Source organism: Leptospira koniambonensis (assembly GCF_004769555.1).
GTDB lineage: Bacteria > Spirochaetota > Leptospiria > Leptospirales > Leptospiraceae > Leptospira_B > Leptospira_B koniambonensis.
Map to the genome: position 1 here is coordinate 553020 of NZ_RQFY01000004.1, position 12043 is coordinate 565062.

Consider the following 12043-nt stretch of genomic DNA (forward strand, 5'->3'; position numbering starts at 1 on the left):
ATTTCCTTATTTATTTTGTGGATTAAGCGAACTCTAACTGTGCGCCTAAGACCCCGTTTTTCAGGAACTCTACACAATCAGCCACTTCTTTTTCCACAGAAGGAAGTTCGGAGAAAAGTCTCATCAGGTTTTTAGTTTTTTCTGCATCCAATTCTTTTAAGAAATGTACACTTTTGAAAAATCTACAACCAGCGTAGAAGGTAAGTATTTTTAGATCCCTTTGTCTATCTTCCGATTTGTATTCAGAAGTAGAATTTGCAGTATCCCAGAATCCTAACTGAACTGTGGTAACGAATACTGCAAGATCAGCAAATCCGAATTCTAAAGCTTGTTTTTTCTTTCTGTCAGAATGTTCTCCTGCTGCTTTAAGTAATTCTTTTGCCGCAGTAAGGACTTTTTCTTCCGGAGAACCTGCTAGGATTTTTTCTGCCTTAGCTCTGATCTCTTCCGGTTGAGATTGTTCTAAAACTCCCATCAACTTTTCGAAACCTTTGTAGGTAGAGGATATAATGCTTTTTTGAACTTCAGTAGTTCCTCCACCGATTGTACCAAGTCTTACGTCTCTGTATTGGCGGCTTACATGGCATTCTCTCATGTAACCCATTCCACCGTGGATCTGAACTGCGTCGCTTGCCACCTCTTCAGCGGTTTCTGTAACAAAAACTTTTAATGCAGAACTTTCAAATGGAAGGCTTGCTGTTGGATCCTGGTCTTTCTTATTTGCTACGAAATAGATCAATCTTCTGGAAGCACATAGATATGCCCAGTTACGTGCGATCTTCTCTTGTACTCCGAAGAAGGATAAGATCGGTTTTCCGAATTGGTGACGCTTCCATGCATAATCCAAAGAAAGTTCTAATCCAAATTCCATTCCGCCTGGAACAGCAGCGACTAGAACTGTTCTTTCCCATTCTAAAGTTCCTTTTCCGATACGAACGAATCCTGAGTTTAGTGGGCCTAAAAGATTTTCATCAGGCACGAACATATCTTGGAAAGAAAGTTCTGCAGTCATGGAAGTATTATGCCCTAACTTCTTAAGAACTTTACTTATATGAAATCCTTTCATATGAGATTCTACTATGAATGCAGAAACTCCCATTGGTCCTCTGGACTTAGTTGTTCTCGCCATTACGATGAACACTTGTCCGTTCGGTCCATTGGTGATAAACAGTTTGCTTCCGTTTAGAATGAAACCTCCATCTACCTTAGTAGCGAATGTATTCATTGCAGCTGCATCCGAACCAGAATCAGGCTCAGTTAATGCAAGACCCGCGATCCATTCTCCTGATGCAAGTTTAGGAAGGTATTTTTTCTTTTGGGCTTCCGTTCCTTGGAAAAGAATTGGAAGAGTCCCAATGATCATATGGGCTCCCCAAGAAAGTCCAAATCCTCCGTCCAGAGAACCTGCGTTAAACGCTTCTTGAGCAATACAACATTGAAGACAAGTTCCACCCTGGCCTCCAAATTCTTCAGGAGTAGGAATGCCGAGTAGGCCCATACTTCCCATTTCCTTCCAGATATCGTCTCCCCATACGCCGTGTTCGTCTCGATCTTCGACCGAAGGTAATACTCTTTCTTTAGCAAAGTCCTTTACGGTTTCGTAAAATTCCAGATCAGAGGACGTTAAATACGGATTTAAAAACATGTTCTTTCTCCCAATCCGATCCTAATTTTTAGTTAGATCGGAAACTTCTTTTTTAAAACTTTCTAATATTTCGTTTCTTTTTATCTTTAAGGTTCTGGTCATTTCCTTGTCCGGATCAAACGGTCTTGGAATAACATAGAATGCATTTTGAGGAACTAACTCGAAAGATTTGAATCCTGTTTTACGAGATATTCTATCCGAAACTTCCTTCTTAAAGATCTCTCTAATTTTGGGATGGGAATTCCAAACATTCGCATCCTCTGGCAGTTCAGGAAACTCTGCCTTCAATCTTTCGAAATCCGGAACGATCAGAACTACCAAATGTTTTGCCTCATGACCAGTTACCATTACTTGGTTCACATAAGGAGAATTTAAAAGCTGATCCTCTATAGGAACTGGCTCCACATTTTCTCCTCCGGCAAGCACTATAGTATCCTTTGCTCTTCCTGCAAATACCAATTCGCCTCTATAATTGAAACGCATGATATCTCCGGTATCAAAGAATCCATTTTTATCAAAAACAACATCGTTCAACTCAGGGCGTTTGTAATAACCCATAAGGACCTGTTTGGATTTTACCCAAAGGCTTCCTTTTCCACCTTGAGGAACCAACTTACCATGTTCGTCCTTGAGAATACATTCATATCCTTGTATTGGAGTTCCTACAGTTCCAGGAGAAGGTTGTTTAGGCTTACGAATGGAAAGTACTGCAGAAGTCTCAGTCATTCCATATCCTTCTAAAACGATTAACCCGATAGAAGATAAAAATTTATCCACTACAGAAGGAAGTGCACTTCCTGCAGAAACAGAAACTCTTAACTTTCCTCCAAGGGCACTGTGAATCGGTTTAAACACCAAAAGTGCGAGTAACTTGAGAGGAGATAATAAAATAAGAAAGACCAAAGAGGATAATTTTGAGAAGGTCCAGACGATAAAATTCGGTTTTTCTATCCTGAAATCATAACCGAATAGAACTCCTTTTTGGACTGCCCAAAGGTTTCCGATCTTCAAACAGAAATTAAATACTCCTCTTTTTAAACCGGATTCCTTTGAAACCTTATTCATAATTCCATTATATAAAGATTCCCAGATCCTTGGAACAGAAGGGAATAATGTAGGTTGGAATTCCTTCAGATCTTCTTTCAAATTGCTGATATTAGAAACTAGGAACCCAGCGCCTAATTCTAAGATACAATATTCAATTGCTCTTTCAAAAGCATGCCAAGGAGGAAGAAGACTTACGCCTGAATCAGCAGAAGTCAATTGAACAAATCCAATTACTTTTTCTACAGCAGAGATCCAACCAGTTTGAGTGAGCATTACTCCTTTAGGAGCGCCTGTTGTTCCGGATGTATAGATCAGAGTCGCAAGTTCGTTTGGAGATTTTTCCTGGAGTCTTTTACGAACAATTCCAGGATCTTTGGAAAGATTTGATTTTCCTTTTTCGATCAAACCTTGGATCGTATCGGCTCCTGATTTAAGATCGCCTATATCATCTTCGATCACAAAAACTTTTTTCAAACTTGGAAGTTTAGAACCAAGGTTGATCAATCTTTGTTTATCTTTTTCTTTTTGGACGATCGCGTATTTACTTTCAGAATGATTAACAATATATAATATATCTTCGTCCACTACGTCTGTTCCTCTCGGAACGGAAACGGCACCTGCAGAGATTATCGCGATATCACCTATAATCCAATTCTGACTAGAGTCACAAAGATATAAGATCTTATCATCTTTCTGAACTCCTTCTTCGATCAAACCTGCGATTAAAGAATCAGTTAAGGACTTCATTTCTGAAAATGTCCTTCCTTTAATTCCGTCTTTGGTTCTCCGGGAAAAACTTTCCTTATTCGGAAATTTAGATGCCGTCTTTTCCAGCATATCGTAAAAATATTTTTGATCAGTTTCCAAGAACTCCCCCTGAGAACACTATAAACTAGGATTTTTTCCCTACGGCGGAAACACTAAGTTGAAGGACCTATGCTTCAATCGATTTTTATTTAGATTAAAAAAACTGAAATGTGTTGAACAATCGTTCACATATTATACGGCTGTTATTCAAATTTTTTGATTAACTACGTTCGTTTCAAAACGAGTTAAACAATCTTTGCATAAGCAGTCTTCATACATTTCTCTTATATTCTTCAAAGCTTCCCCATCTAAACGAATATCAAAACACCAACAAGTTCCTTGGTCCACTCCACATTCTAAAATGCTGGAACATTGAGGGCATTTCTTTTGCGTCATAGTTCTATAGTAATGAAAGCGAGGAATTTTCAATCCTTTAGCGATAGGAATATAAAAAGAGAGAAGATAATAAAACTATACGCGACGTATAATTTTAGAAGATAGCTTTAGATCTTGATCCCGTTTTGTTTTAGAAGTTTTAAAAACTCATCCTCAGATATAACCTGCACTCCTAATTCTTGTGCCTTGTCCAATTTAGAACCGGCACCCGGTCCTGCCAAAAGGTGAGTTGTTTTAGAAGAGATAGATCCTACTTTTTTGCCGCCATAATAAACGACCAGATCCATTGCCTTATCTCTAGGTTGGAAATTTTCAAAAGAACCGGATACACACCAGCTCTGTCCTGCAAAAGGTTGTTTGTCCGATTTTTCGATCGGATCCGCCTTCATTTTAAGTCCTGCTTTTTTCAAACGATCAATAAGAGAAAGAATTCTTTTATCAGTAAAATTTTCCTGGATAGCTTCTATTGTAGAAGGTCCTATACCTGGAATTTCCAAAACGTTTTCCAGCTTCTTGGGATTTTTAGCAGCGGAGATGATAGAATCGATCGTATCATACCCATTCTCTGTCAGAAGTTCCGCAACCTTAGGACCAATTTCCCTCAAGCCTAATGAAGAAAGTACAAATCTAAAATCCTTTTTCTTGGATTCTTCGATTCCTTTTAAAATGATAGATACGCTCTTTTCTCCGTATCCTTCTTCTTCCATTAACTTTTCTTTATGTGCATTCAGAGAATAAAGGTCAGCGATATCTTTGATATACTTTTGGTCGTATAAAAATTCTACCTGCTTCTCCCCTAAACCTTCTATATCCATTTGTTTGCGAGAACAATAGAATATGATCCCATTCTTCACTCGATCAGGACATTCTGGATTTGGGCAGAAATAATCTACGGAGTCTTGTTTCTTTTCAGTCTTAGTGCCGCAGCAAGGACAACGAAGTGGAATTTTGAAAACTTCTTTTCCTGGAGTAACTACTTCCTCAACAGCAGGAATGATTTCCCCTCTTTTGGAAATTCTTACGATTGCTCCGATCCCAACTCCCAACTCATCAATATAATCTTGGTTATGTAATGTAGCGAATGTTACCGTAGTTCCCGCTAAGCTAATTGGTTCGACTTCAGCTCTTGGAGTGATCTTTCCAGTTCTTCCTACAGCGTAATCGATACCTACGATCTTACTTTCTTTCATCAAAGCATCGAATTTGTAGGCACGAGCCCAACGAGGAGAATGGGAAGTATAACCTAAGGCCTCTCTTTTAGAAAGATCGTTTAGTTTGATCACGAGTCCGTCTGTAGGAAATCCAATATTCTCTTTTTTCTTCTTAAAGTCTTTGATAGCAGCTGGGATCTCAGAACCTTTCAGTAATTTAGTATCAGGTGGCAGAGGGAATTTTAGATCTTCTGCCTTTTTCATTACTTCTTGGTGAGTTTTGAATTTTGCTTTGGAACCTGGAAAAAATGCGTCGTAAGTAAATATTCTAAGAGGCCGTTTTGCAACATCCGAAGAATTTTTCTGCTTCAAAGAACCTGAAGATAAGTTTCGAGGATTTGCATATCTCCCTTCAGAAGCCTCGTTAAATTCTTCAAAGTCGGAGAAAGTCATATACACTTCTCCTCTTAGATAAATAGAAACTTTTTCGGCTAATCTGAGTGGAATAGAACGAATGGTTCTAATGTTTTCAGTAACATCATCTCCTATTCCTCCTGTGCCCCTGGTCACCCCGTTAGCAAGAATTCCATTTTCATAATATAGCATTAGAGAAGCGCCATCGATTTTCCATTCGACGGAATACAGCTCATCCTGCCCTGTTTTTTGGATCCATTCCATTAGCTCTTCTTCGTTGTACGTATTTTCCAAAGAAAGAACAGGAAGTTTATGAGTGAACTTCTCAAAGTTTTTGTCCAAATCGGAACCTACACTTAAAGTAGGACTAGCAGGATCTGCTAATTTTGGGAATGCTTCTTCAAAAGCTTGGAGCCTTTTGAATATCTGATCAAAATCATAATCAGAAATCTTAGGAGTGTTTTTAACGTAGTATAAATATTGATGATGACGGATCTGCTCTTCTAACGAGCGCATTTCTTTTGCGGCCTGCTTGGAATCCTTTGGCAGATCTACAGAAACTTTTTTAGATACTTCGGTTGGCTCCGCTTTTTTAGAGGAGGTCTTTTTAGCCGGGGCTTTTTTAGGCATAGTCGATTATATAAAATTAATATTGGCCGAAACCTACTTTCATATAATCCATAGGATCGGTGCGGTTTGATTCTCCGATCCATACTTCATAATGAAGGTGAGGACCTGTTACGTTTCCTGTGGCTCCCACAGTAGCAATCCTCTGTCCTTTATGGACATATTCACCTTCTCTCACTTTTAAGGAAGTGCAGTGACCATACAAACTATAGTATCCGTTTGCATGAGCGATCACTATATGATTTCCGTATCCTCTATTCGAGTAAATTGCTCTATAAACTCTTCCGTCTCCAGTTGCAGCAATATCGGTGCCTGGAACGTTTGCTAAGTCTACTCCGTCATGGAATTCCATGTATCCAAAAGTAGGAGATCTTCTCATTCCATAATAAGAAGTTAAATTATAAGATAATAATGGTTCTCCGAATGGGAGAGAGTTCATGATACCATATCTGGAATCTAAAAAGTTGAATACTGAATCCACAAGAGCCTTGTTCTTCTCCATGGAAACTCTTACAGAACGATATCCATAAATTTCAGAAAGATAAGATCTTCCGAGCATAAGATCCTTATCTACTGCTTCTTCTACCTTTAGTTCAGTTGCAGCCAAGTCCTCTGAGTCTGACTCATCTGGAAGTTTAAGTAACTCATCCGACTCACCATCGATCAAAGAATGGACTTCTTGTAAATTTTCGTTCAGACTTGCGAAATCATCTCGGATATCTCCTAACTTTTCGCTGTATTCGATATACTCATCGAAGTACTTTCCATAAACGGAAGCGAGTGCGTTGATCTGAATCCTGGTATTATTATAACGAACAATTCCTAAAACTGCGATACCAACGATCGCAAACAATAATCCTACTAAGAAGAAGATAGTGAAGATAGAAATTTGGAAATGGAAGGACTTATCGAACCCATGGGGGATCAAAAGAACTGTCAGCCTTTGGTGACCTTTTTCTTTTACCTGGTCGATGCGTTTTTTTATCATCTTTTCCATGGTCGAAATCCCTCTGATAGAAGGATTCCGGCCAGGAAAGACCTAAGTCAAGTTGAAACTATGTTTAATAGAATTCCGTACTTAGGTCTTAATGTGACTAAAGGTTCCATAACGACAGGATGGCTTGAATCTGTTTGGAATTTGTAGTCTTTGACGAGCATCGCAAGTATCAATGTAGCTTCTGTTAATGCAAAAATATTACCGATACAGATCCTTGGTCCTCCTCCAAAAGGAAGATATGCATACTTAGGTCTATCTGCAGATCTTTCTTCATCAAAACGATCCGGATCAAACTTGTCAGGATTTTCCCAAAAATCTGGGTTTCGGTGAATATTAAAAATGCAGATGGAGATATTTGTTCCAGTCTCCACATCATAACCGCCAATTTGGTCAGGACCCATTGCAGTTCTTTCGATCACCCAAGCAGGAGGATATAATCTCAAAACTTCATCCAACACTTTGCGAGTGTATGTCAATTTTTGAACATCTTCTAAGCTAGGAGTTTTATTACCTAAAACTCTATTTGCTTCTTCTCTAACTTTTTCGCAAATCTCAGGATGTTTAGATAGAAGATAAAATCCCCAAGACAATGCATTTGCAGTTGTCTCATGTCCAGCAAGAAGAAGTGTGATTGCCTCGTCTCTAACTTGACTTTCACTCATAGTCTCGCCGGTTTCTTCGTCTCTGACTTCCAAAAGCATAGAGATCAAATCGTTAGAAGGATTTTTTTTACGTTCAGCAATTAACTCATCAACTACTGAATGCATATCTTTCAATGCACGTTTGAGTTTCAGATTTTCAGGTGTAGGCCAACTAAATGGAAAAGGAAAAATACGAGTGATCCTTTTAGTAACCAGCTCTAACGCGATCTTTAAAGAATGTTCTATTCTTGCCGCGTAACTTTCTACCTCTGTTCTGAATAAAGTTCTGCCCACGATCGCAAACGTTAGTCGCATCATTTCTTTAGAAATGTCTAAGCTGGAAATCTTCTTCCAGCTTTCGGAAGTTTTTTCAGTTTCCTGGGCCATAATCTCTACGAATTCAGAGATCCTTTGTTTATGGAAAGAAGGTTGGATCAGCTTTCTTTGCTTCTTCCAAAATTCTCCTTCGCTGTTCAATAAACCTTTGCCTAAAATTCTTCCGAGTTCTTTGTAAAAAACTCCCTTATGATAGTTCTGGTTATTTTCTTGAAGGACTCTTTTGATATCTTCTGGCTGAGTAATTAAATGAAATACAACCTGCCTCAATCCAAATCGTGCTGAATTTCCGAATTTGGACTGCATCAATTGGAAAAATCCGATCGGATCTTTTGCCAATTTAGAAACGTAAGGTAGTGCCCGGATCCCGAAAACTCCAGGAGGAAGATTCGGTTTATTTTTTTTGGTGCGACCTGAAGTCGGTTCATGCAAGGAAAACAAAAGTGTACTCCTAGTCCAAGAAGGACATTTGGATTAGTTTCACCCAACCAATCCTTGCCGCAATTCTATGTAACAACCGCTATATTAGCAAGCTGAGTTTGTATTTATTTTTAAAAACCTATCTGCGTTCGAAAGAAGTTTCGATCAACGCATCCATATCCATTAAAGAAGAAGAAGGTGCGGTAGAAGACGAACTAGTATCTTCCTGATTCAAATCAGGAGTTTGCATACTAGTTTCTGCTTCCTCGAAAGTTCCTTCGATCTGCTCTTCTATCAAAACCTGCCAGTCTCCGGATTCGGATTCTCCCTCAGGCTGAAAATAAAAAGAAGATATGCCAAGGCCCACAATAATAAGTCCGCTAAATGAGAAGATGAAAAATCGCTTAAAGCTAGCGATCTTACGCCTTCTTATTATCTTTGCAGAGATATTATCACTCCATTCGTAACTTTCTAAACGACGGAAAATCTCTTGGTCTAACTTTTCTTTGTTTCTATCTTCCATTTCCGATTATCTCTAGGTCTCTTGAAAAAAAAGTTTCTTCAGCATTTGTTTGCCTCGGAAAGATCGGGACTTAACTGTTCCTTCTGGAATCCCCAACTTCTCCGCAATCTGTTGCTCTTTGTATCCTTCAGATACTAATGCAAGCACAGATTTATACTTCCAAGGAAGATTGGAGATCAAATCTTGCAGTTCAATGTCCATTCCAGAGTCGTTATATTCTTCTCTTGGGTTTAGGATAGAATCTTGAGTAGCTTTTTCCTTTAGCTTCATTGCAAGGTTTGCCTGGCGCATACGCTTCTGGTTCATTCTCAAGGATTCATTTCTTGCGATTGTATACAACCAAGTACTATGGGAAGAATCCCCTCTGAACTTATTGGCTGCTAAACTTTTATAAGCACGGATATAAGTTTCTTGGACAACATCATCGATGGTATCGTAAAACTCTTCGTATAAATTCTTTTTAATCGCGGAGAGCACGATGTGTTTCGTACTGTCTATCAATCCGGCAAATTCTCTTTGGTCCATTTTAGTTTCCTTATCTCAGGATGCCTGGCACAGGCAAAATTATTCTCTCGGGAACAAACAGATTCAAGGGGAACCCTGGAGCTTCCCTATGCTCCTCGGGTAGGGTAACTAATTCCCTTTCCTTTCCCCTCTTTTTTTGCTCTGAGGATAAAACCCTTTCGATCGCGAGCCGATGCGCGATTTGATTCATCCGAATTTCGGATGTATATCTTGCAATCGCGTTAACAAGAAGACGAACTTTGATTAGGTCTGGATTTTCATCCATTAAGACCAGTTCGAGTTCAACTTGTTTCGGAGATAATCTACGAAGCCATCTTTCATGCTCGTTCTTATATCTCCGGTTCAGCTCAGCGATACGTTCGAGTTGTGTGTCTGTAAGAATATAGCGGTTTTTAAATGAATCTAGGTCACCGAAAACTACTCCGGCTGCTCTTTCATTACGGTAGAAGGAGACTGTGCGAATAGGTCGGGCAGTATGAAAACTAGTTTTGGTATCTTCTGAGAAAAGATACGCCGGCGTGAGGAACACACCGGCCAGAGCAACTCTGACGAATGAATTCAGGAGATTCATGAGTCTTACTCGGTTCATAACCTAGTGTATCCTAAGACCCCAAAGTAGCCGTCACGTTTCCAAATATCGATCGAAATTTTTGGTCCGAGAAAAAAAGAAATCCGGTCTTCTTTAAAGAGAACATAATTTGGAACAAAACAAGGATTTTAGGGAAAATTCCTTTTCCAGAACCGCTTCTTTAGCGTATTCTCCCTTAAAGTACTATGGACTTTGGACTAAAAAACCAGGAAATCAAAAAGATGCCCGGAGTCTATCTCAGGGGGAGGATGAGACTTGCACTCTTACTCGCCGCTGCAATCTGCATCGGGATCCCAGCTTCCATAGATCTTTCCATCGAATGGGATTACGAAAACAGAAGTCCCCATGCAGGAAATTATCGTTCTCTAAAACCCGCAACTGTTGCAATCGTCCCAGGTGCTTCCGTTTATAAAGGCATTCCTTCTCCTGTTTTACAAGACCGCCTAGATTGTGCGATAGAACTTTATAAACAAGGGAAGGTGCGTAAAATTCTACTCTCTGGTGATAATGGAACTAGCTATTACAACGAAGTGAAACCTATGCTTCTTTATGTTTTAGAAAGAGGAATAGATGAAGAGGATGTGTTCGTAGATCACGCAGGCTTTAGAACATTAGATACTTTAGTAAGAGCAAAAGAAATTTTTCAAGTTAAGGATGCAATCTTTGTAAGCCAAAGATTTCACCAACCTAGAGCAGCATTCATTTCTAAAAAGATAGGATTAGATCTACAATCTTATGAATCGGATAGAAGGATCTATATCAGCGGACCAACAAGCAGGTTCAGAGAATTTTTTGCAAGAACCTTGGCCTGGATCGATATGAACCTTACAAACACTGCGCCTAAATATTTAGGTAAACCGTTTCCTATAGAAGGAAGTGGAGTCAAAACCTGGAAGGGTTCCGTAATCTAAGAAGAATATTCTGTTTTTCGAATATGTTCGAAAATTTCTCGAACTGCTTCTTTGACGGAGGTGGCAGGAGACCAGCCCAAAGATTTTAATTTAGAATTATCTCCCAAAGATCTTTTCATTTCTGCAGGTCTTAATCTTGCAGGATCTTGTTTAGAAACTAATTTAGAATCCGCAAATTCCAGGATCCATTGCAAAACTTGAGAGATTGAAGTCTCAGCTCCAGAACATATATTATAAACTTCTCCACTCAAACCCTTGGTCGCTAAAAGAACATAAGCTTTTACTACATCAGTTACATGTAAAAAGTCTCTCGTAGGAGTTAAATCTCCCACTAAAATTTCAGAAGAAACGTTTTTGGAAATATTCTCCAATACCTGTTTACAGAAATTTGGAACCACGAAGTTCGGATTCTGCCCTTTGCCTATATGATTAAAAGGCCTTGCGATCACAGTTTCTATATTTTGATATGAACGAGAATATTGAAGACAATAAGTTTCTGCAGCAAGCTTAGAAGAAGCATACGGATTCACAGGGCTTGGTAGAAGGTTTTCCGAAACTGGAAGTTGTTCTTCTTTTATATTTCCATATACTTCAGAAGAAGATACATATACTAGTTTTACTTTTTTACCGGAACGTTTAAAACATTCTAAAATATTCAATGTGCCAGCTACATTGATAAGTAATGTTTCTTCTGGATTTTCAATAGATCTTGGAACGAATGTTTGTCCTGCTAAATGGAATAATACATCGGGTGAATAAGACTCAAATACTTGTTGGAGTGATTGGATATCTCGGATATCACAGATCTTATAGGGAAATGGAAAGTTCGTATTTTTGGGATTCATTCCCAGGCCCAGAAGTTCAGACCCGGATTCTTGTGTAAGTTCTGGGACCAGATAAGATCCTACAAAACCTTCCGCTCCTGTGACCAAGTATTTCATGTTTCTTATAAGAGCCTTTCAGGCTCTTGAAGCCCGAAATTAATTGCTTGTCGATAGCCGAAGTTTTAAGACG

11 protein-coding genes are annotated in these 12043 nt (G+C 39.0%); 1 reads left to right on the top strand and 10 read right to left on the bottom strand.

Annotation, left to right across the window (positions count from 1 at the left end):
• Positions 1–22 precede the first annotated feature (22 nt).
• The 9 genes from EHQ52_RS06600 to EHQ52_RS06640 all read right to left on the bottom strand — a co-directional run bounded on the left by EHQ52_RS06600 (position 23) and on the right by EHQ52_RS06640 (position 10118).
• Positions 23–1645 (bottom strand): acyl-CoA dehydrogenase family protein, encoded by a 1623-nt coding sequence (locus EHQ52_RS06600; protein WP_135614445.1) that lies wholly within the window; start codon positions 1643–1645, stop codon positions 23–25.
• Between the two features lie 21 nt (positions 1646–1666).
• Entirely contained in the window at positions 1667–3559 is a 1893-nt protein-coding gene (locus tag EHQ52_RS06605; RefSeq protein WP_135614446.1) for an AMP-dependent synthetase/ligase, read from the bottom strand.
• Positions 3560–3706: 147 nt separating this feature from the next.
• Positions 3707–3895: a cysteine-rich CWC family protein gene (locus EHQ52_RS20375; protein WP_100708483.1), complete on the bottom strand. Its 189-nt coding sequence runs from the start codon at positions 3893–3895 to the stop codon at positions 3707–3709.
• A gap of 107 nt (positions 3896–4002) precedes the next feature.
• A complete protein-coding gene (gene ligA, locus EHQ52_RS06615; RefSeq protein WP_135614447.1) occupies positions 4003–6090 on the bottom strand; it encodes an NAD-dependent DNA ligase LigA in 2088 nt (695 codons plus the stop codon).
• Between the two features lie 16 nt (positions 6091–6106).
• Positions 6107–7084 carry a M23 family metallopeptidase gene (locus EHQ52_RS06620; protein ID WP_135614448.1) on the bottom strand — a complete coding sequence of 326 codons (978 nt, stop codon included), beginning with the start codon at positions 7082–7084 and terminating at the stop codon, positions 6107–6109.
• 47 nt (positions 7085–7131) lie between these two features.
• Positions 7132–8502: a cytochrome P450 gene (locus EHQ52_RS06625; protein WP_135614449.1), complete on the bottom strand. Its 1371-nt coding sequence runs from the start codon at positions 8500–8502 to the stop codon at positions 7132–7134.
• A gap of 118 nt (positions 8503–8620) precedes the next feature.
• Complete coding sequence (locus EHQ52_RS06630; RefSeq protein ID WP_135614450.1) at positions 8621–9004, bottom strand: hypothetical protein; 384 nt, start codon at positions 9002–9004, stop codon at positions 8621–8623.
• 12 nt (positions 9005–9016) lie between these two features.
• A complete protein-coding gene (locus tag EHQ52_RS06635) occupies positions 9017–9529 on the bottom strand; it encodes an RNA polymerase sigma factor (protein WP_086447433.1) in 513 nt (170 codons plus the stop codon).
• 10 nt (positions 9530–9539) lie between these two features.
• Positions 9540–10118, bottom strand: a complete 579-nt coding sequence (locus EHQ52_RS06640) for a hypothetical protein (protein ID WP_135614451.1) — start codon at positions 10116–10118, stop codon at positions 9540–9542.
• Between the two features lie 248 nt (positions 10119–10366).
• Here EHQ52_RS06640 and EHQ52_RS06645 point away from each other — a divergent pair, with 248 nt between their 5' ends.
• Positions 10367–11029: a SanA/YdcF family protein gene (locus tag EHQ52_RS06645; protein ID WP_425269380.1), complete on the top strand. Its 663-nt coding sequence runs from the start codon at positions 10367–10369 to the stop codon at positions 11027–11029.
• Here EHQ52_RS06645 and EHQ52_RS06650 read toward each other — a convergent pair.
• The gene (locus EHQ52_RS06650) at positions 11026–11970 is read right to left on the bottom strand and encodes a GDP-mannose 4,6-dehydratase (protein WP_135614453.1); all 945 of its coding nucleotides are present in this window, start codon (positions 11968–11970) and stop codon (positions 11026–11028) included. The genes EHQ52_RS06645 and EHQ52_RS06650 overlap by 4 nt on opposite strands.
• Positions 11971–12043 lie beyond the last annotated feature (73 nt).

Bases quoted from the DNA above. Each gene is read 5' to 3' on its own strand.
- EHQ52_RS06600 (WP_135614445.1), bottom strand. From the start codon at position 1,645: ATGTTTTTAAATCCGTATTTAACGTCCTCTGATCTGGAATTTTACGAA.
- EHQ52_RS20375 (WP_100708483.1), bottom strand. From the start codon at position 3,895: ATGACGCAAAAGAAATGCCCTCAATGTTCCAGCATTTTAGAATGTGGA.
- ligA (WP_135614447.1), bottom strand. From the start codon at position 6,090: ATGCCTAAAAAAGCCCCGGCTAAAAAGACCTCCTCTAAAAAAGCGGAG.
- EHQ52_RS06620 (WP_135614448.1), bottom strand. From the start codon at position 7,084: ATGGAAAAGATGATAAAAAAACGCATCGACCAGGTAAAAGAAAAAGGT.
- EHQ52_RS06630 (WP_135614450.1), bottom strand. From the start codon at position 9,004: ATGGAAGATAGAAACAAAGAAAAGTTAGACCAAGAGATTTTCCGTCGT.
- EHQ52_RS06635 (WP_086447433.1), bottom strand. From the start codon at position 9,529: ATGGACCAAAGAGAATTTGCCGGATTGATAGACAGTACGAAACACATC.
- EHQ52_RS06640 (WP_135614451.1), bottom strand. From the start codon at position 10,118: ATGAACCGAGTAAGACTCATGAATCTCCTGAATTCATTCGTCAGAGTT.
- EHQ52_RS06645 (WP_425269380.1), top strand. From the start codon at position 10,367: ATGAGACTTGCACTCTTACTCGCCGCTGCAATCTGCATCGGGATCCCA.
- EHQ52_RS06650 (WP_135614453.1), bottom strand. From the start codon at position 11,970: ATGAAATACTTGGTCACAGGAGCGGAAGGTTTTGTAGGATCTTATCTG.